We start from the raw sequence: 21725 nt of genomic DNA, 5'->3' as shown, positions 1-21725 counted from the left end.
CCCCGAAGCCACCGCCATGGCGGTGCGGGGCGACGTGGTCGCATGGTTGGGCAGCGATGACGTCGGCCGCAGCCAGTTTCCCGACGCCGAGGTCGTGGATCTCGACGGCGGCTTCGTCGCACCGGGATTCGTCGACAGCCATATCCACCTGACCGCGACCGGCCTCGCCCTCACCGGGCTCGACCTGCGGCCTGCCACGTCGCGCGCACAGTGCATCCAGATGGTCGCCGAGCATGGCGCCGCGCACCCCGGCCAACCGGTGTGGGGGCACGGCTGGGACGAGTCGTCGTGGCCCGACAACACCGCGCCGAGCACTGCCGACCTCGACGCGGTGCTCGGGGACCGGCCCGCTTACCTGGCTCGCGTCGACGTTCATTCCGCCCTGGCCTCGTCGGCGCTGCGACGCATGGTTGCGGAGCTGCCGGCGGCGGGCGGCTTCAGCGCCGAGGGGCCGCTCGCCGACGATGCGCACCACCTGGTCCGGGCGACCGCCCGTAACCTGCTGACCGCCGGGCAGCTGGCCGACGCCCGGAGCGCCGCGCTGCGTGCCGCCGCCGCGGCCGGCATAGTCGCGGTGCACGAATGCGCCGGGCCCGAGATCGGCGGCCTTGACGACTGGCTGGCGCTTCGCGCCCTCGATTTCGGCGTCGAGGTCATCGGTTACTGGGGCGAGGCGGTGACCAGCCCGGCGCAGGCCCGCGCGCTGATGGACCGGACTGGAGCCCGCGGGCTGGCCGGCGACCTGTTCGTCGACGGGGCGCTCGGGTCCCGCACCGCCTGGCTGCACGAGCCGTACACCGACGCGCCCGACCAAATCGGCACCTGCCACTTGGACCATGACGTCATCGAGGCGCATCTGCGGGCATGCACCCAGGCGGAGGTGACGGCGGGTTTCCATGTCATCGGCGATGCCGCGGTCTCCGCGGTCGTCGATGCCATCGAACGGGTCGTGGCCGACCTGGGGGCGGCCGCCGTCGCCCGCTGCGGGCATCGTCTGGAGCACCTCGAGATGGTGACGGCCGATCAGGCCGCCAAACTCGGCGCGTGGGGCGTCATCGCCAGCGTGCAGCCCAATTTCGACGCGCTGTGGGGCGGCGACGACGGCATGTACGCCCGCCGGCTCGGCGCCGAACGAGGCAGCCGGCTCAACCCGCTGGCGCTGTTAGCATCCCAAGGCGTGCCCCTCGCGCTCGGTAGCGACGCCCCGGTGACGGGTCTTGACCCGTGGGCCGGCGTGCGCGCGGCCGTCAACCATCACACCGCAGGCAGCGCCGTGTCGGCGCGGGCCGCATTCGCCGCCGCCACCCGTGGCGGCTGGCGCGCGAGCGGCGTCCGAGACGGCGTGACGGGGACCCTGGCGCCGGGTGCGCCCGCCTCCTACGCCGTCTGGGACGCCGAAGCCCTGGACGTGAGCGCACCGCGCGACGCGGTGCAGCGCTGGTCCACCGACCCGCGCTCGCGGGTGCCCGCATTGCCGCGGCTGGGGCCGGCCGACGCTTTGCCGCGTTGCCGGCGGACCGTCCATCGGGGCGCTGTCATCTATGGCTAACGGTCGGCACGAGCGGCCCGACGACGCCGAATCGGAGCGCGACGAAGAGCCCACCGACGCGCCGGTACGCACGGACAGGCATGACGCTCCCGGCGTGGCCGAGCGCGCGGGCGCGATAGCGCGGCGGGCACTGGCGGGGGTGGTCGCCGCGGTGGTCGCTCGGCTGCCGGGCCTGCAGGCGGCGCTGCAGCCACGCCTGGCGCGGCTGCTGGTCACCGTCGTGGCCGGATTGCTGATGTGCGCCAGCTTCCCGTCGCTGAGCTGGTGGTGGGCCGCGGTGGTCGCCGCCGCGCTGTTGGCCTGGGTGCTCAAGCACCCCGCCACCACGGTGGTCGGCGGCCTGGGCTACGGATTTCTGTTCGGGCTCGCGTTTTATCTACCGCTGCTGCCGTGGATCAGCCTGCTGGTGGGCGACGTGCCGTGGTTGGCGTTGGCGATGGTGTGCGCGCTGTTTCCCGCGCTGTTCGGCCTGTTCGCCGTCGTGGTGCGGCGGCTGCCCGGCTGGCCGGTCTGGTTCGCGTTGGTGTGGGCGGCCCAGGAGTGGTTGAAGTCGATCGTTCCGTTCGGCGGGTTTCCCTGGGGGTCGGTGGCGTTCGGTCAAGCCGACGGTCCGCTGCTGCCGTTGGTCAAGCTCGGCGGCGTTGCGCTGCTGTCGACGGCCGTCGTGTTGGTGGGCTTTAGCGCGACCGCGATCGCGCTGGAAATCATGAAATGGTGGCGAACCGAGGCGCCCCACAAGGACGCCAAGGATGCCGAGGGCGCCGATCAACGGCCGCCCGCGGTGGTGCTGCCGGGGATTTGCATCTGCCTGGTGTTGTTCACCGCCGTCATCATCTGGCCGCAGGTGCGGCACGCCGGCGCCGGAGCGGGTGGCGAACCCACGGTCACCGTCGCGGCCGTGCAGGGCAACGTCCCCCGGCTCGGTCTCGACTTCAACGCGCAACGCAGAGCGGTGCTGGACAACCACGTCCAGGAGACGCTGCGGCTGGCCGAGGACGTGCGCGCCGGGCTCGCGCCACAACCTCAATTCGTCATCTGGCCGGAGGACTCCTCGGACGTCGATCCGTTGCTCAATGCCGACGCCGGGCAGCAGATCGCGCAGGCGGCCCATGCGATCGGCGCGCCAATCCTGGTCGGCACCGTCCTCGCGGCGCCCGGCAGCACGCCGGAACGCGAGGAATACACCAACACCATGATCGTCTGGAATCCGGTCAGCGGCCCGGCCGACCGCCACGACAAGGAAATCGTGCAGCCGTTCGGCGAATACCTGCCGATGCCGTGGCTCTTCAAGCATCTCTCTTCCTACGCCGATCGGGCGGGCAACATGGTGCCCCGCAAGAGCAGCGACGTGGTGCAGATCGCGGGGGTGCCGGTCGGTGTGGCCACATGCTGGGAAGTGATCTTCGACCGCGAGCCGCGCAAAGCTGTCCGCAACGGCGCCCAGCTGTTGGCCGTGCCAGCCAACAACGCCACCTTCAACAGGCGCATGAGCGAGCAACAGCTCGCCTTCGCCAAGGTCCGCGCCGTGGAACACGACCGATACGTCGTGGTCGCCGGCACCACCGGGATCAGTTCGGTGATCGCGCCGGACGGGGCCGAGTTGGTCCGCACCGGATTCTTCGAGCCCGGCTATCTGGACATCCAGGTGCGCCTCAAGACGCAGCTGACGCCGGCCACCCGCTGGGGGCCGATCGTGCAATGGTTGCTGGTCGTGGCGGCCGGAGCGGCCATTCTGGTCGGGATACGGCACAATGGGTGGTCCCCGCGTCCGGTTCGGCCGAGGTTGCGGCCCTTCCGGGCGAGGCCTTCGGGTGAATCGGACGATTCCGGTAAGTTCCCGGGCGACGCCGCGGGCGACTTGGATATGACGCAAGACGCCGCGCCCGACGAGGACGGCGACCACACTCCGCCGGAAGAAGGCGGTGACGAGACCCCGCTCGACGAGGGCGGCCCACCCAGTTTCGGGCGACACAGTTTCGGGCGACACAGAGGAGCTACATGACCACCGGCCAGCAGGCGCCCCGCGTTCCGGGCAACCGGCCCAGCCAACGCGTCCTGGTGATCATCCCCACCTTCAACGAGCTGGAGAACCTGCCGGTGATCCACCGGCGGCTGAAGGACGCGTGCCCCGAGGTGCACCTGCTGATCGTGGACGACAGCAGCCCGGACGGTACGGGCGAGCTCGCCGACGAGTTGGCCGCGGCCGATCCAGGCCGCACCCACGTCATGCACCGCACGGCCAAGGACGGCCTGGGCGCCGCCTATCTGGCGGGCTTCGCGTGGGGGTTGAGCCGGGACTACTCGGTGCTCGTCGAGATGGACGCGGACGGCAGCCACGCGCCCGAGCAGCTGCACCGCCTGCTCGACGCCGTCGACGCCGGGGCCGACCTGGCGATCGGTTCGCGCTACGTCGACGGCGGAACGGTACGCAACTGGCCGTGGCGGCGCTGGGCCCTGTCCTGGACGGCCAACACCTATGCGCGGGTGGCGCTCGGCATCGATGTCCACGACATCACCGCCGGCTACCGCGCCTACCGTCGCGAAGTCCTCGAGGCGATCGACCTCGACGGTGTTGACTCCAAGGGCTACTGCTTCCAGATCGATCTGACCTGGCGGACGGTGTGCAACGGCTTCGCCATCGTCGAAGTGCCGATCACCTTCACCGAGCGCGAACTCGGCGTGTCGAAGATGAGCGGATCCAACATCCGCGAGGCCCTGGTGAAGGTCACTCGGTGGGGGATCCAGGGGCGAACCCCCAGCGCCCGTGCGGCGCGCGCCGACAACCGCACCAAGTCGGCGGGGGCCCAAGGGGCTTAAGGACGGAGTCAGCCCGCGTTAGCCGCGGCGCTTTGACCTGATCAGTTCGAGGCGCTCCTTGAGCAGCTCTTCGAGCTCATCGACCGTGCGGCGTTCCAGCAACATGTCCCAGTGCGTCCGCGGCGGCTTGACCTTCTTCGGCTCCGGCAGGTCACCCTCGACCAGGGTGCCTTCCATGCCGTTGCGGCACAGCCAGGTGCCGGGGATCTCGGCGTCGTCGGCGAACGGCACCTCGAACTCCTCGCCGTTCTCGGTGCGGTAGCGCGCGATCTGGCGCGGCGCCAGGTCGTGGTTGCGGTCGGTTTCGTAGCTCACGGCTCCGAGGCGACTGCCCCTCAGTACTCGATCCGCCATGGGTGCTACTCCTCTAGGTTCTGTGGGATTCTCTCCGCTTTGGCAAACGTTACGGTGCTCGGCGTAGTTCCCGGGCCGACACGCGGCCTACGCGGCGCGACCATCAATGATACCGGGATGGCCGAACGTGGCCGACTAAAGTCGGCAAGCGTGACCCGCCGTGCCCGTCCGCAGCCCTGCCGTTGGTGTGGCCGAGACGTCGCCGATGTCGGCATGGGGCGCCGCCGCCAGTACTGCCGGCAGTCGTGCCGGCAGCGGGCCTACGAGCAACGGGCCTCGCTCAGCCGGGGCGAGGCGGGGGCAGCCCTGGCGCTGCCGGCCGATGCGGTGGTGCTGTCGGCCGACGAGGCGGCCGACCTCTCGGATCGCGTTTACCAGGTGCGATGCGCGGCGGAGGACGTCGCCACGGCGCTCGATGAGGGAGCCGAGGCAATCGAACTGCGCGCCCTGTGCGACGTGCTGATCCGCGCCGCCCGGGCCGCCGACGGCTGGCGCCGAGTGGGCGTCTGACCGCGACGCCCGTCAGCGCGGCGCCCGGACGGCTCGCGTCGAGATTCGCAGCGCCATGCGCCTGACCACCGCCGATGCGTAGGCGGGTACAGTCACGCCATGGACGGTGCACCGAATCTGAGGGACTTCGGGGTCACCGCACGCGTCGCCGGGCCGCGTCGGACGTTTTGAAATCCAGCCGGAGTTGGCCATACTCACCAGCGACATTCTTGGGTCGGACAGCAGCACGACGACGTCGCTTCGTGCCGCAACTTCCGTGACTCGGCGACAGCCGCATCCGGCGGTGAACGACGGCCAATGGTAGGCGAGGGGCAGTGATGGTGGACCAACTCCAGCATGCGACCGAGGCGCTGCGCAAAGCGCTGGTCCAGGTCGAACGCCTGAAGCGCACCAATCGCGCGCTGCTGGAGCGGTCGAGCGAGCCGATCGCGATCGTCGGGATGTCCTGCCGCTTCCCGGGCGGCGTCGACAGCCCCGAGGCTCTGTGGCAAATGGTTGCCGACGGCCGCGACGTGATCTCGGAGTTTCCCACCGACCGTGGGTGGGACCTGGCGGCACTGATCGACCCCGACCCCGACGCGCGCCACAAGACCTACGCGCACACCGGGGGCTTCGTCGACAACGTCGCGGACTTCGACCCAGCGTTCTTCGGCATCGCCCCCAGCGAAGCCCTGGCGATGGACCCCCAGCATCGGATGTTGCTGGAGCTGTCGTGGGAAGCGTTGGAGCGCGCGGGAATTGACCCCAGCGGGCTGCGCGGCAGCGCCACCGGGGTGTTCGCCGGGCTCATCGTCCAGGGCTACGGCATGCTCGCCGAGGAGATCGAGGGCTATCGCCTGACAGGCATGACGTCCAGCGTCGCCTCGGGACGGGTCTCGTATGTGCTGGGCCTGGAGGGCCCGGCGGTGTCGGTGGACACGGCGTGTTCGTCGTCATTGGTGGCGCTGCACATGGCGGTGCAGTCGCTGCGCTCGGGGGAGTGCGACCTGGCCCTGGCCGGCGGCGCGACGGTAAACGCCACGCCGACGGTCTTCGTCGAATTCAGCCGTCACCGCGGATTGGCGCCCGACGGGCGGTGCAAGGCCTACGCCGGGGCCGCCGACGGTGTCGGCTGGTCCGAGGGCGGGGCGATCCTCGTCGTGGAGCGGTTGTCGGACGCGCAACGGCTGGGTCATCCGGTGTTGGCCGTGGTGCGCGGTTCGGCGGTCAATCAGGATGGCGCGTCGAACGGATTGACCGCGCCGAACGGTCCGTCGCAGCAGCGGGTGGTGCGCGCGGCACTGGCCAACGCGGGGCTCTCGGCGGCCGAGGTCGATGTGGTCGAAGGCCATGGGACGGGCACCACGCTGGGTGACCCGATCGAGGCCCAGGCCTTGCTGGCTACCTATGGCCAGGACCGCGACGAGCCGCTGTGGCTGGGATCGATCAAGTCGAACATGGGTCATACCCAGGCCGCCGCCGGGGTGGCCGGTGTGATCAAGATGGTGCAGGCCATGCGCCACGGGGTGCTGCCGGCGACGCTGCATGTGGATGCGCCGAGCCCGCACGTCGATTGGTCCGCGGGCGCAGTGTCGCTGCTGACCGAGGCGCGGGCGTGGCCGGCGGATCATCAGCGTCGAGCCGGGGTGTCGTCCTTCGGGATCAGCGGAACCAACGCGCACGTGATCGTGGAGGCCGCTCCCGCGGAGCCGGCGCGCGACCTTGCTCCGGCGCGGCCGGTGGTGCCGTGGGCGATCTCGGCGAAGTCGGAGGCGACGCTGCGGGCGCAGGCGGCGCGGTTGGCCGCGCACGTGCGCGCGCGAGACGAGCTCGATGTCGCCGATGTCGGGTGGACGCTGGCGGGGCGGGCGACGTTTGACCATCGGGCCGTTGTCGTGGGTGGCGACCGCGACCGGTTGCTGGCCGGGTTGGACGAGCTGGCCGACGACGACGTCGCCGCGTCGATTGTGCGCGGCACCGCGGCGCCGGCGGGCAAGACCGTGTTCGTTTTCCCCGGCCAAGGTTCCCAGTGGCTGGGCATGGGCATCGAATTGTTCGACACCGCACCGGTATTCGCGCGGCAGATCGAGGCATGCGCGGAGGCTTTCACGGAATTCGTCGACTGGTCGCTGATCGACGTGCTGCGCGGCGCCCCCGGTGCGCCGGGGATGGACCGCGTGGACGTCGTTCAGCCGGTCCTCTTCGCGATGATGGTGTCGCTGGCCGAGCTGTGGAAGTCGATCGGAGTAAATCCGGATGCGGTGATCGGCCACTCACAGGGAGAAATCGCCGCGGCCTATGTCGCCGGGGCGCTGTCGCTGCGCGACGCCGCCCGGGTGGTCACGCTGCGCAGCAAGCTGCTGACGTCGCTGGCCGGCCCCGGGGGCATGCTGTCCATCGCCTGCAGCACCGAGCGGGCCCGGGAGTTGTTGGCGCCCTACGGTGATCGGGTCAGCATCGCCGCCGTCAACGGCCGGTCGGCCGTCGTGGTGTCGGGTGAGGTGGCGGCGCTCGACGAGCTCGTCGGTTTCTGTGCCGACCTGGAGCTGCGAACCCGGCGGATCGACGTCGACTACGCGTCGCATTCGGTTGAGGTCGAGGCGATCCGCGGCGAGCTCGCGGAGGTTCTCGCCGGTATCGAGCCGCAGTCCTCCCGCATCGCTTTCTTTTCCACCGTGACCGGAACCCGCTTGGACACAGCGGGATTGGATGCCGACTACTGGTATCGCAACATCCGCCAGACCGTGCAGTTCGACCAGGCCGTGCGTAGCGCGGGTGAGCACGGGTATCGAACATTCATCGAATCCAGTCCCCATCCGGCCCTGGTCGCGGGGATCGAGGACACCGTCAACGACTGCCTGGGCGGTGACGGCGAGGCCATCGTTGTTCCCACCCTGGGCCGCGACGAAGGTGGACTCGAGCGGTTCCTGACGTCGGCCGCCACCGCGTTCGTCGCGGGAGTGCGCGTGGATTGGCGCGGTGCCCTGGGCGGCGCCGGCTTCGTGGAGCTGCCAACGTACGCCTTTGACCGCCGCCGGTTTTGGCTGTCCGGTGAGGGTGTTGCGGCCGACGCCACCGGCCTGGGGCTGGGCAGCAGCGAGCACCCGCTGCTGAGCGCGGTCGTCGAGCTGCCCGCGTCCGGCGGGGTGGTGCTGACGGGTCGTTTGTCGCCTAGCTTGCAGGGCTGGCTCGCCGATCACGCCGTGTCCGGCGCGGTCGTGTTCCCCGGCGCCGGGTTCGTGGAGTTGGCGATCCGTGCGGGCGACGAAGTCGGTTGCTCGACGGTCGACGAGCTGACGCTGCAGGCGCCGTTGATGTTGCCGGCCAAGGATTCTGGGCTCGGCTCGGCCGCCGTCCAGGTGGTGGTGGGCCCCGCCGACGAATCGGACCGGCGAAGTGTCTCGATTTTCTCGCGCACCGATGCCGACTCCGGCTGGGTGTGCCACGCCGAGGGCACGCTGAGCCCCGGCTCGATCGAGCCGGATGCGGATCTGTCCGCGTGGCCGCCGGCGAACGCGGTCATGGCCGACCCGGCCGACGGCTACGAGCAACTGGCCGCCCTCGGCTACGGCTACGGCCCGGCGTTCAAGGGATTGACCGCGACGTGGGTGCGCGGCGACGAGGTGTTCGCCGAGGTGCGGCTGCCCGAAGCCGCCGGCGGCGTCAACGGGTTCGGCGTGCACCCCGCGTTGCTCGACGCGGCGATGCACGCCCTGGCGATGGGCCACCAAATCACCGGCCGGACCGGCGAAATGATGTTGCCCTTCTCGTGGCAGGGCGTGTCGTTGCATGCCGCGGGCGCATCGGCGGTGCGCGCGCGCATCGCACCGGCGGACGGCGCAGCCGCCAACGCGGTCTCCATCGAGCTGGCCGACGCGCTGGGATTGCCGGTGCTGTCGGTGCGCGCGATGGTGGCGCGCCCGGTCAACGAGCGGCAGCTGCGTGCGGCGGTGTCGGGCGCGGGCCCGGACCGGCTGTTCGAGGTGATCTGGTCGCCCGCCGCGACGAAGACCGCCGCGACGCAAGCCGAGTTACCCATTCACCAGGTATTCGAATCGCTTGCGACCCATGACAACCCGATCGCGGAAACCTACGAGCGCACCCACCAGGCACTGGGCGCCGTGCAGTCGTGGCTGACCAAGCAGGACTCCGGCGTCCTGGTCGTCGCGACCCGGGGTGCGATGGGATTGGCGGGCGAGCACGTCACCGACCTGGCGGGCGCGGCGGTGTGGGGGCTGGCGCGCTCGGCGCAGACCGAGCATCCCGGCCGGATCGTGCTCGTGGATTCCGACGCGGCACTCGACGACGGCGCGATAGCCGCCGTTCTCGCGACCGGTGAACCCCAGGTGTTGCTGCGCGACGGCAAGGTTTACATCCCACGGGTGCACGGCAGCCGCGCGGTCGACGGGATCATGACACCTCCTGGCGAGGGGCCCTGGCGGCTGGGTATCGACACCGCGGGCACCTTCGAAAACCTGCAACTGGAGCCGGTTCCCAACGCCGACGCGCCGCTGGAACCGGGCCAGGTCCGGGTCGCCCTGCGCGCCATCGCGACAAACTTCCGCGACGTCATGATCACGCTGGGCATGTTCACCCACGACGCCCTGCTCGGCGGCGAAGGCGCCGGCGTGGTGGTCGAAGTCGGCCCGGGCGTCACCGAGTTCGCCGTCGGCGATTCGGTATACGGCTTCTTCCCCGACGGCAGCGGCACGCTGGTCCCCGGCGACGTCCGCCTGCTGCTGCCGATGCCCGCCGACTGGACTTACACCGAAGCCGCCGGTATCTCAGCGGTTTTCACCACCGCATACATGGCGTTCATCCACCTGGCCGACGTCAAGCCGGGGCAGCGGGTGCTGGTGCACGCCGCCGCCGGCGGGGTGGGAATGGCTGCCGTTCAGCTGGCGCGGCATCTCGGCCTCGAGGTGTTCGGGACCGCGAGCCGCGGCAAGTGGGACACGTTGCGGGCCATGGGCTTCGACGACGACCACATCGGGGACTCACGCACTTTGGAGTTCGAGGACAAGTTCCGGTCGGTGACCGGCGGCCGTGGCATGGATGTGGTGCTGGACTCGCTGGCCGGTGAATTCGTCGACGCCTCACTGCGGCTGGTCGCGCCCGGCGGGATTTTCCTGGAGATGGGCAAGACCGACATCCGGGACCCGGGCGCGGTGGCCCAGGAATACCCCGGCGTGCGCTACCGCGCCTTCGACCTCTTCGAGCCCGGCCGTCCCCGGATGCATCAGTGGATGCTGGAACTCGCCGGCCTTTTCGACGCCGGAGTGCTGAAGCCCTTGCCGGCGACGACATTTGACGTGAGGCGCGCGCGCAGCGCGTTGCGGTACCTGAGCCAGGCTCGTCATGTCGGCAAGGTCGTCATGACGCTTCCCACCGGGCCAGGGGGTGCGCTGGGGGCCGGCGCCGTGTTGATCACCGGCGGGACCGGCATGGCGGGCTCGACGTTGGCCCGTCACCTCGTCGCGCAGCACGGGGCACGCGACTTGGTGTTGCTGAGTCGCAGCGGACCCGAGGCACCCGGGTCCGCCGAATTGGTCGCGGAATTGGAGGCGGCCGGGGCCCGGGTGCGGGTGGTCGCGTGCGATGCGGCCGACCGTGCCGCACTGGCGAGGGTGATCGCCGATGTCTCGGCGCAAGGGCCGCTGACGTGCGTGATTCACGCGGCCGGTGTGCTTGACGACGCCGTGGTGACGTCCCTGACGCCCGAGCGCATCGACACGGTGCTGCGGGCCAAGGTCGACGCGGCGTGGAACCTACACGAGTTGACCCGCGAGCTGAATCTGTCTGCGTTCGTGATGTTTTCGTCGATGGCCGGGCTGGTCGGGTCGTCGGGCCAAGCCAACTACGGGGCCGCCAACTCGTTCCTCGATGCGCTGGCCGCTCATCGGCGGGCGCACGGGCTGCCGGCGATCTCGCTGGCGTGGGGGCTGTGGGATCAGGCCAGCGCGATGACGGGCGGGCTGGACGCCGCCGACCTCGCGCGGCTCGGCCGCGACGGGATCCTCGCGTTGTCGTCTGCCGAGGCGATGGAACTGTTCGACACCGCGCTGATTGTCGACGAGCCGTTCATCGCGCCCGCCCGCATCGATCTCGGCGCCCTGCGCGCCCACGCGGTCGCGGTACCACCGATGTTCAGTGACCTCGTCAAAGCGCCGACCCGGCGCCGGGTCGACGACTCGCTGGCCGCCGCGAAATCGAAATCGGCGCTCGCGCATCGCCTGGACGGGCTGCCCGAAGCCGAGCAGCACGCTGTGCTGCTGGATCTGGTGCGCTCGCACATCGCCACGGTGCTGGGGAACACCACGGCCGAGGCGATCGACCCGGACAAGGCATTCCAGGAATTGGGCTTCGACTCGCTGACCGCGGTCGAAATGCGCAACCGGCTCAAAACCGCTACGGGACTGGCTCTTTCGCCCACGTTGATCTTCGACTACCCGACACCCAACGGCCTGGCCGGCTACATCCGCAGCGAACTCGCCGGAGTGCCGCAAGAAATCAAGCCCGCCCCGGTCGCGCGCGCCACCGGCGACGATCCGATCGCAATCGTGGGCATGGCGTGCCGCTATCCGGGCGGGGTGAATTCTCCAGACGACTTGTGGGACATGCTCATCGAGGGCCGTGACGTGCTCTCCGAATTCCCCACCGATCGCGGCTGGAACCTGACCGGGCTGTACAACCCGGACCCCGACGTTCCGGGCACCTGCTACACCCGCACCGGTGGCTTTGTGGACGGCGTCGCGGACTTCGACCCCGCCTTCTTCGGCATCACACCGAGCGAGGCGCTGGCCATGGATCCGCAGCAACGGCTGTTCCTGGAGTTGTCCTGGGAAGCCTTGGAGCGCTCGGGAATCGAGCCCGGCGGGCTGCGCGGCAGCGCCACCGGCGTGTTCGCCGGGGTGTACACGCAGGGCTACGGCATCGGCGCCGCGCCGGCCGCCGAGGGCTTCCGCCTGACCGGGCAGTCGTCGAGCGTGGCATCCGGACGGATTTCGTACGCGCTGGGGCTGGAGGGCCCCGCCGTCTCGGTGGACACGGCCTGCTCGTCGTCGTTGGTTGCCTTGCACATGGCGGCGCAGTCGCTGCGCTCGGGCGAATGCGACCTGGCCCTGGCCGGTGGAGTCACCGTCAACGCCACACCCGATATCTTCGTCGAGTTCAGCCGCATGCGCGGGCTGTCCGCGGACGGGCGCTGCAAGGCATACGCCGGCGCGGCCGATGGCACCGGATTCTCCGAGGGCGGTGGCATGCTCGTCGTGGAGCGCCTGTCGGACGCGCGACGCCTGGGGCACCCCGTGCTGGCCGTGGTCCGCGGGTCGGCCATCAATCAGGACGGCGCCTCCAACGGGCTAACCGCGCCCAACGGCCCCTCGCAGCAGCGCGTGGTGCGCGCCGCGCTCGCCAACGCCGGGCTGTCGACGGCCGACGTGGAGGTGGTCGAGGGCCACGGGACCGGAACCACATTGGGCGATCCGATCGAGGCACAGGCCTTGTTGGCGACCTATGGACAAGACCGGGCCGAACCGCTGTGGCTGGGGTCGATCAAGTCGAACATGGGCCACACGCAGGCCGCCGCCGGCGTCGCGGGTGTCATCAAGATGGTGCTGGCGATGCGCCGTGAAATGCTGCCCGCGACTTTGCATGTCGACGAGCCCAGCCCGCACGTGGACTGGTCGGCGGGCTCCGTGTCGTTGCTGACCGAGGCGCGGGCATGGCCCGCGGACCATCCGCGTCGGGCCGGGGTGTCGTCGTTCGGGATCAGCGGCACCAACGCACACGTCATCGTCGAAGCGGTCCCGGCCGAGCAGCCCGCCGAGGCGGAACCGGGTCCCGGCGTGCCGGTGGTGCCGTGGGCGGTGTCGGCGAAGTCGCCGTCGGCCTTGAGATCTCAGGCCGCGCGGTTGGCGGCGCACGTGCGCGCCCACGGTGAACTTGACATCGCCGACGTGGGGTGGTCGTTGGCCGGCCGGTCGACGTTCGAGCATCGCGCCGTCGTCGTCGGCGGTGACCGCGAGGAGTTGCTGACCGGGCTGGACGAGCTGGCCGGCGACGACCTGGCCGGGTCGTTCATCCGTGGTACCGCGATGCCCGGCGGCAAGACCGTCTTCGTATTCCCCGGGCAAGGCGCCCAGACACTGGGCATGGGAATGGAATTGCACGCCGCCTATCCGGCTTTCGCCGAGGCATTCGACGCCGTGGTGGCCGAACTCGACCGGCATCTGCTCCGCCCGCTGCGCGACGTCATTTGGGGGTCCGACGAAAACCTGTTGAACTCCACCGAATTCGCGCAGCCCGCGTTGTTCGCGGTGGAAGTCGCCCTGTTCCGGCTGCTCGAATCCTGGGGCGTGCGCCCGGATTTCGTGATGGGCCACTCGATCGGCGAGCTGTCAGCCGCGCACGTCGCCGGTGTCCTGTCGCTGGAGAACGCCGCGGTACTGGTGGCCGCCCGCGGCCGATTCATGCAGACGCTGCCGGCGGGCGGGGCGATGATCGCCGTGCAAGCCACCGAAGAGGAGGTGCGGCCGCTGCTGGTGCCCGAGGTCGGCCTCGCCGCGGTCAACGGGCCGGCCTCCGTGGTGATTTCCGGCCCCGACGACGCCGTGACCGCGATCGCGGAGCGGCTCCGCGCCGACGGTCGTCGCGTCCATCAGCTCGCCGTCTCCCACGCCTTCCACTCCCCGTTGATGGATCCGATGATCGACGAATTCGGCACGGTCGCAGCCGGACTCGCCGTCGGCGCCGCCACCATCCCGATCGTGTCGAACGTGACCGGACAGCTCGCGGGCGACGACTTCGCGTCGGCGGCGTACTGGAAGCGGCACGTGCGCGAAGCGGTGCGCTTCGCCGACAGCGTGCGCTTCGTGCACTCGGCCGGCGGCAACCGTTTCCTCGAAGTCGGTCCCAGCAGCGGGCTGACGGCGTCGATCGAAGAGTCGCTACCGGATGTCGCCGTGACCACGATGTCGGCTCTGCGCAAGGACCGCCCGGAGCCGGTGTCCCTGACCAACGCCGTAGCGTCCGGGTTCGTCGCCGGGATGGCCGTGGACTGGCGCGGCGCTCTCGGCCAAGCTGGTCTTGTCGAATTGCCCACGTATGCCTTTGAGCGGCGGCGCTTTTGGCTGGCCGGCGATGGCACTGCGGTCGATGCCGCCGGGCTGGGCCTCGCGGCCGGCGAACATGCCCTACTCGGCGCGGTGGTGGAACTGCCGGCCTCAGGCGGAGTCGTGCTCACGGGCCGGTTGTCGCCGGCCGCGCAGGGCTGGCTCAACGATCATGCCGTCGGCGGGGTCGTGCTGTTCCCCGGCGCGGGATTTGTCGAGTTGGCGATCCGCGCCGGCGACCAGGTGGGCTGCGGAGTCGTCGACGAGCTGAATCTGGCGGCGCCGCTGGTGTTGCCGGCCGATGGATCGGTCGCCGTTCAGGTTGTGGTTGGCGGACCGGACGATTCGGGCGCACGCGAGGTGTCGGTGTTCTCGCGGACCGATACCGGGTCCGGGTGGTCGGTGCACGCCGAAGGCGTTCTGCGTGCGGGATCGATACAACCGGGCGCGGATCTGTCGGCGTGGCCGCCGGTGGGTGCGGTCGCGGTGGACGTCGGCGACGGATACGAGCGGCTGGCCGAGCGTGGCTACGGATACGGGCCCGCGTTCCGTGGCCTGACGATGATGTGGCGCCGCGGCGACGAAATCTTCGCCGAAGTCACCCTGCCCACCGACGCCGGAGTCTCGACGGCCGGGTTCGGCGTCCACCCGGCGATGCTCGACGCAGCACTGCACGCGGTCATCCTCGCGTCCGATAGCGGCGAGCTTCCCGAGGGCTCGATGCTGGTGCCGTTCTCCTGGCAGGGGGTGTCGTTGCACGCCGCGGGCGCGGCCGCCGTGCGAGCGCGCATCGTGCCGAACGGCCAATCGGCGGTGTCGATCGAGCTCGCCGACGGGTTGGGCCTGCCGGTGCTCTCGGTGGAGTCGATGGTGGCCCGCCCGGTGACCGACCAGCAGCTGTTGGCCGCGGTGTCCAGTTCGGGGCCGGACCGGCTCTTCGAGGTCGTCTGGTCCGCTCAGCCGTCGACCGCGGTGCAGCCCGTATCGGTGTCCGCTTGGGGGACAACGGAATTGGAGCAACCGGTCGAGGCCGAGCGATCGGCGGTGCTGTTCGAATCGGCACCAGTGGCCGGTGATGTCGTGACCGAGGTATACGCGGCGACGCGCGCGGTGCTGCCGGTGCTGCAGTCGTGGCTGGCCCGCGACGGCGCGGAAACGTTGGTGGTGTCCACCCGCGGTGCGATGGCGCTGCCGGGGGAGGACGTCACCGATTTGGCGGGCGCCTCGGTGTGGGGGCTGGTGCGGTCGGCGCAGACCGAACATCCCGGCCGGATCGTGCTCGTCGACACCGACGAGCCCCTGGACGCCGACGCGATAGCGGCGGTTCTCGCGGTCGGCGAGCCGCAGGTGTTGGTGCGCAGTCGGACGGTCTACACCGCGCGGGTGCTGGGCAGCCGCGCGGTCGGCGGTCTCTTGGTGCCACCGGATGCCGGGCCGTGGCGGCTGGGCATGAGCAGTCGGGGAACCATCGAGAATCTGCGGTTGGAGCGAATTCCCGACGCCGATGCGCCGCTGGGGCCCGGTCAGGTGCGGGTCGCGTTGTCGGCCATCGCGGCTAACTTCCGCGACGTCATGATCGCGCTGGGCCTGTATCCCGATCCGGATGCGGTCATGGGTATCGAGGCCGCCGGCGTAATCACCGAAGCAGCCTCGGACGACGGACGTTTCACGGTCGGCGACCGCGTCATGGGCCTGTTCCCGGACGGGACGGGCACGGTCGCGATCACTGACCAGCGACTGCTCGTCAAGGTGCCGCAAGGATGGTCATACACGGCCGCCGCGACGGCTTCGGTGGTGTTCGCGACCGCGCGCTACGCGCTGGTCGACCTGGCGGACGTCAAACCCGGTCAGCGGGTGCTGGTGCACGCCGCCGCCGGTGGGGTGGGCATGGCCGCCGTCCAGCTGGCCCGCCACTTCGGCTTGGAAGTGTTCGCGACGGCCAGCCGCGGCAAGTGGGACACATTGCGGGCCATGGGCTTTGACGACGATCACATCGGCGATTCGCGCAGCCTCGAGTTCGAGGAAAAGTTCCGGGCCGCGACCGGCAGGACCGGTGTGGCCGGGATGGACGTGGTGCTCGACTCGCTCTCCGGCGATTTCGTGGATGCCTCGCTGCGCCTGGTCGCCCCTGGTGGGGTGTTCCTGGAGATGGGCAAGACCGATATTCGCGACCCCGAGGTCGTCGCCCGCGACCACGCCGGCGTGCGTTACCGCGCCTTCGACCTGTTCGAAGCCGGACCGGACCGCATCGCGCAGATGCTCGACGAGTTGGCGGCACTGTTCGGTGACGGCGTGCTGCGGCCGCTGCCGGTGACCAGATTTGATGTGCGACGTGCGCCTGCCGCGCTGCGGTACCTGAGCCAGGCCCGCCACGTCGGCAAGGTCGTGATGACGATGCCGGATGCGTGGACGGCCGGCACGGTCCTGATCACCGGCGCCACCGGGATGGCCGGTTCGGCGCTCGCGCGGCATGTGGTGGCCCGCCATGGGGCGCGGAATGTGGTGTTGGTCAGCCGGCGCGGTCCCGATGCACCCGGCGGTGCGGAGCTGATGTTCGAGCTGCGCGCGGCGGGCGCCCACGTGGAGCTGGTGGCCTGCGATGCCGCGGATCGCGAGGCGTTGGCGAAGGTGATCGCCGACATCCCGGTGCAGCACCCGCTGACCGGGGTGATTCACGCCGCCGGCGTGCTGGACGACGCGGTGGTGGCGTCACTGACTCCCGAGCGGGTCGATGCCGTGCTGCGAGCCAAGGTCGACGCGGCGTGGAACCTGCACGAGTTGACGCGCGATTTGGATGTGTCTGCCTTCGTGATGTTTTCGTCGATAGCCGGGCTGGCGGGCGCATCGGGTCAGGCTAACTACGCGGCCGGCAATTCGTTCCTGGACGGGTTGGCCGCTCATCGACGGGCGCAGGGGCTGCCGGCGGTCTCGCTCGGCTGGGGGCTGTGGGATCAGGCCAGCGCCATGACCGGCGGGCTGGGCGCCGCCGATCGCGCCCGGTTCGGGCGGGACGGGATTGTCGCGATGTCCTCGGACGAGGCGCTGGAATTGATGGACACGGCGCTCGTCGTCGACGAGCCATTCATGCTGCCCGCCCACATCGACCTTGCGGCGCTGCGGGTGAAGTTCGACGCCGGCACGCTGCCGCCGATGTTCGTCGATTTGATCAATGCGCCCACCCGCCGCCAGGTCGACGACTCGCTGGCTGCCGCCAAGTCGAAATCGGCTCTGCTGCAACGCCTCGAAGGCCTACCCGAGGACGAGCAACAGGCCATCCTGCTGGATCTGGTGCGCTCGAACATCGCCACAGTGCTGGGGAGCTCCAGCGCCGAGGCCATCCATCCCGACAGGGCTTTCCAGGAGCTGGGCTTCGACTCGCTGACCGCCGTCGAGATGCGCAACCGACTGAAGTCCGCCACCGGCCTGGCGCTGTCGCCGACGTTGATCTTCGACTACCCGAACTCCGCCGCGCTGGCCGGTTACATGCACCGCGAACTCGTCGGCGCATCGGAGCAACAGGCCGTCGCCGCCGCGCCGGGCGAAGCCGAAATTCAGCGTGTCGTGGGGTCGATTCCGGTCAAGCGCCTGCGCCAGGCCGGAGTCCTGGAACTGTTGCTCGCGTTGGCAAATGAAGCCGACGGCGCCCCCGCCGCCCCTGCGGTGACGACAGAGAAGGACATCGCGGACATGGACCTCGACGACCTTCTCAACGCGGCCTTGATGGACGACGACGAGTAGCCATGAGCAAAGACATTCCGTGAGGGTCGCGATCACGGGGGCCAGTGGTGTGCTCGGCCGCGGCCTCGCCGCCCGGCTGCTCAGCCAAGGCCACGATGTCATCGGCATCGCGCGCCATCGGCCCGAAAGTTGGTCGAGCGCGGCCGAATTCGTCACAGCTGACATCCGGGACGCTGAAGCGGTCAAGCACGCCGTCGCCGGTGCGGACATGGTCGCGCATTGCGCCTGGGCAAGGAACGGCGAGCAGGTCAATATCGGCGGCACACGCAACGTCCTGCAGGCGATGGCCGAGTCCCGCACCGGGCGCATCGTTTTCGCATCGTCGGCACACGTCTACGGCGGGGCAGACGCCCCGAAGGCCGAGGCCGACGCGCTATCCCCGGTACTCGAGGACGGCCGGCACAAGGCCCGCGTCGAACAGATGCTTGAGTCATCGGGCCTGGAATGGGTCGCGATCCGTTCCGCGCCGATTCTTAGCCGCGGCGTCGACAACTGGGTGCGCCGGCTGCTGGCGCTGCCGGCATTTCCCGGCGGGGCAGCCGATCGTCGCATGCAGGTGGTCCATCTCGACGACGCGCTTCGGCTATTCGTCCGGGCGCTGCTGGACACCGAAACCGGTAGCGGCCCTGTCAATCTCGCAGCCCGCGGAGCGGTGAGCTTCCGTCAGGTCGCCGCGGCCGTGGGACGCCCGATCGTGCGGTTCGGCTTGGGGCCGGCGGACCTACAGCTGGTGCGCGGCGCCCCGCTGATGGATACCTCGCGGCTGCATGACGAGTGGGGCTTCGAGCCGACCTGGAACGCCGAGGAATGCGTCGACGATTTCGCGCCGGCGGTGCGGGGCCGGATCACCATCGGCAAGCGGGTGGTGTCGCTCCCGTGGCGGCTGACCAATATCGCCGACCTGCCCGCCGTCGACGCGCCATCCGAAGACGGGGTGAAGCCCAATTTGGCTGGCCCGGCGGGAGATAACGGCGAATTCGACACACCGATCGACCCGCGTTTCCCGACCTTCCTGGCGACCAACCTGTCGGAGGCGCTGCCCGGCCCGTTTTCGCCGTCGTCGGCCTCGGCGACCGTGCGTGGGCTGCGCGCGGGGGGAGTGACCATCGCCGAGCGGCTGCGGCCCGGCGGAATCGTCCAGCGGGAAATAGCGATGCGAACCGTCGCGGTGTTCGCGCACCGGCTGTATGGGGCGATCACGTCGGCGCACTTCATGGCCGAAACCGTGCCGTTCGTCAAGCCCCCGACGGTCGTCAGGAACAGCGGATACTTCGGCCCCAGCATGGCCTCCCTGCCGGTCTTCGGCGAACAGCGCCCGCCCACCGAAACCAGCCGTGCCCGAAGGAGATTGCGCACCGTCCGCAACATCGGCGTGTTCGGTGTCAACCTGGTCGGCCTGAGCGCCGGTTCGCCCCGCGACACCGCCGAGTACCTAGCCGATGTCGATCGCCTGGAACGGCTGGTCGGTGACGACGTCACCCGGCACGACGATCGTCGCCTGCTCAGCCTGATCCTGCTGGCGCGCGACGATGTCGTGCACGGCTGGGTGCTGTCTTCGGTGTCGTTCATGTTGTGCGCCGCGTTCAACGTGTTGTTGCGGGGCGTGTGCGGGCGCGACACCGCCCCGCAGGCGGGGCCGGAGCTGGTCAGCGCGCGGTCGGTGGAGGCGGTGCATCGGTTGGTGGTTGCCGCGCGGCGCGACCCGAACGTGGTACGGCTGCTTGGCGAGCCGGGTGAGCGGCTCGGCAAGCTGGCCGCCGACGCGCCGGAGTTTCACGCGGCGGTGTGCTCCGAGCTGGAGCTGATCGGTCATCGCGGCCCCGCGGAGCTGGAGATGCTGTCGACCAGCTATGCCGACATCCCCGAGCTGCTGGTCCGGATGGTGGCCAGGGCCATGACCGCCCCGCCTACGCCGCCGCCAGCTCCTCCGCGGATTCCGTTGCGCGCCAAGCCCATAGCGGCGCTGGCCGCCCGCCAGATCCGCGACCGCGAAGTCCGCCGCGACAAGATGGTCCGTGCGAACTGGGTGCTGCGCGGTCTGTTGCGTGAGTACGGGCGCCGGTTGGCCGACGCCGGGATCTTCGCCATCGCCGACGACGTGTTCTACCTCCTGGTGGACGAACTCGACGCGCTGCCACCCGATGCGGCCGACGTGGTGGCGCGGCGCCGCGCCGAACACCGCAGACTGGCCGGCGTCGTCCCCCCGACGGTGTTCAGCGGCAGCTGGCAGCCGACCAGCGCCTCGCCGCCCGGCCTGAGCAGCGGGGACACCCTGCACGGGGTCGGTGTGTGCGGTGGACGGGTGCGCGGCAGGGTGCGGATCGTGCGGCCCGAGACCATCGACGATCTGCAACCCGGCGAGATTCTCGTCGCCGAGGTCACCGATGTCGGTTACACCGCCGCCTTCTGCTACGCCGCGGCCGTGGTGACCGAACTCGGTGGCCCGATGTCGCACGCCGCCGTGGTCGCGCGCGAGTTCGGCTTCCCGTGTGTGGTCGATGCCCAGGGCGCAACCAGGGCCTTGCCGCAGGGTGCGCTCGTCGAAGTCGACGGCGGCACCGGTGAGATTCGCGTCCTCGAGCTCTGAGCTCGCCAGGCCGAAAAGCGTTAGCGGAAGCGGACGTTCAACGTCGCCATGCCGAAGATCTTCTGGCCACCGGACTTCGCGGCGACAATCACGACGCCGGTGCGGGTGGCCGGGTCCAGCGACTTGATCCGGCCGCTGAACTCGATGTCAGCTCCCTCGGCCGCCGACACGACCGCGGGCTGGGACAGCCGCACCGCGTAGCGGGTTACCGCACCGGGGTCGCCCGACCATGCGGACGCGAATCCGGAACCCAGACCCATGGTGAGCATTCCGTGGGCGATAACGTCGGGCAGCCCTGCGAGCTTGGCGATGGACTCGTCCCAATGGATCGGATTGGCGTCGCCGGCCACGCCGGCATAGTTCACCAGGTCGCCGCGGGACAGCCGGGTGTGATGCGTCGGCAGCTCGTCGCCGACGTGCACGTCCTCGAAGGGCGGCGTCCCCGGCGTCCGGGTGGTGCCTCCCTCGGCAATCCGAACCTCGTCCTCGGGCCGCACCGTCTTCTGGTAATCGTCTTCACCGATCCCGAAGATGTCGACGTCGTGCATCATCATCTTCTGCACCGCCGTTTTGATCGCCGGATCGACGTCCTCGTTGGTGAGACCGACAACGGTGGTGTGCAGGGTGTGAACCCGCTCGCCGTCCGAGTCGGTGAAGGTGTTGGTGACGGTGATGAAATCCCTGCCGGCCGTCCTGCGCACCGACGACAGCTCGACGTCGACGTGCAGTTCGTCGCCGGCCACGATCGGGCGGTGCTGTTCGAAGACTTCTTCGGTCTGCAGGTAGGTGTCGTAACCGACGACCACCGACTCGAACATCCGGCGATTGCAGGTCATGCCGGGGACCGACGTGAACGTCAGCGGCGCCACCACGTCCGAATAGCCCAAGTCAGCCGCCGCCGTGACATCCCAGTGCGCGGGGTGATAGTCCTGCACGGCACGGGCGTATTCGCGGAGCTTCTCGCGGCCGACCACGTACGTGCCGTCCATCTGGTAGTAATGGCCGACCCGCGCCTCGATCGGTGACGTTTCTGCTGCCGCGGTCATAAATTTGCTCAACTTCTTCTATCGACGTGTCC

At 69.9% G+C, this 21725-nt stretch carries 6 protein-coding genes and 1 pseudogene; 5 read left to right on the top strand and 2 right to left on the bottom strand.

Annotated elements, in window-relative coordinates; all coding sequences use genetic code 11:
* Positions 1 to 16: 16 nt before the first annotated feature.
* Both A5745_RS05060 and lnt read left to right on the top strand, forming a co-directional pair.
* On the top strand, positions 17 to 1549 hold the full coding sequence (locus A5745_RS05060; protein WP_076115365.1) for an amidohydrolase: 1533 nt from the start codon (positions 17 to 19) through the stop codon (positions 1547 to 1549).
* A pseudogene (gene lnt / locus A5745_RS05055) lies at positions 1542 to 4366 on the top strand (apolipoprotein N-acyltransferase). The gene A5745_RS05060 and the pseudogene lnt overlap by 8 nt, the downstream one beginning before the upstream one ends.
* Positions 4367 to 4384: 18 nt before the next feature.
* On the opposite strand, the gene rbpA reads toward lnt, so the two are convergent.
* A complete protein-coding gene (gene rbpA, locus A5745_RS05045) occupies positions 4385 to 4720 on the bottom strand; it encodes an RNA polymerase-binding protein RbpA (protein WP_076058549.1) in 336 nt (111 codons plus the stop codon).
* 150 nt (positions 4721 to 4870) lie between these two features.
* Here rbpA and A5745_RS24870 point away from each other — a divergent pair, with 150 nt between their 5' ends.
* From A5745_RS24870 to A5745_RS05030, 3 genes are all read left to right on the top strand, one after another.
* Positions 4871 to 5230, top strand: coding sequence for a hypothetical protein (locus A5745_RS24870; RefSeq protein ID WP_371336852.1), 360 nt, complete (start codon positions 4871 to 4873; stop codon positions 5228 to 5230).
* A gap of 317 nt (positions 5231 to 5547) precedes the next feature.
* Entirely contained in the window at positions 5548 to 18060 is a 12513-nt protein-coding gene (locus tag A5745_RS05035; protein WP_076115318.1) for a type I polyketide synthase, read from the top strand.
* A 19-nt stretch (positions 18061 to 18079) separates the two neighbouring features.
* Positions 18080 to 20647 (top strand): sugar epimerase family protein, encoded by a 2568-nt coding sequence (locus A5745_RS05030; RefSeq protein WP_076115317.1) that lies wholly within the window; start codon positions 18080 to 18082, stop codon positions 20645 to 20647.
* Between the two features lie 20 nt (positions 20648 to 20667).
* Here A5745_RS05030 and A5745_RS05025 read toward each other — a convergent pair whose 3' ends face one another.
* Entirely contained in the window at positions 20668 to 21693 is a 1026-nt protein-coding gene (locus tag A5745_RS05025; RefSeq protein WP_076115316.1) for a fused (3R)-hydroxyacyl-ACP dehydratase subunits HadA/HadB, read from the bottom strand.
* Positions 21694 to 21725 lie beyond the last annotated feature (32 nt).

Source organism: Mycobacterium sp. IS-2888 (assembly GCF_001954215.1).
GTDB lineage: Bacteria > Actinomycetota > Actinomycetes > Mycobacteriales > Mycobacteriaceae > Mycobacterium.
This window is presented reverse-complemented; position numbering and strand designations above follow the sequence as displayed.

Excerpts from the sequence above, each read along its gene's own strand:
- A5745_RS05060 (WP_076115365.1), top strand. The coding sequence starts at position 17 with ATGGCGGTGCGGGGCGACGTGGTCGCATGGTTGGGCAGCGATGACGTC.
- rbpA (WP_076058549.1), bottom strand. The coding sequence starts at position 4,720 with ATGGCGGATCGAGTACTGAGGGGCAGTCGCCTCGGAGCCGTGAGCTAC.
- A5745_RS05035 (WP_076115318.1), top strand. The coding sequence starts at position 5,548 with ATGGTGGACCAACTCCAGCATGCGACCGAGGCGCTGCGCAAAGCGCTG.
- A5745_RS05025 (WP_076115316.1), bottom strand. The coding sequence starts at position 21,693 with ATGACCGCGGCAGCAGAAACGTCACCGATCGAGGCGCGGGTCGGCCAT.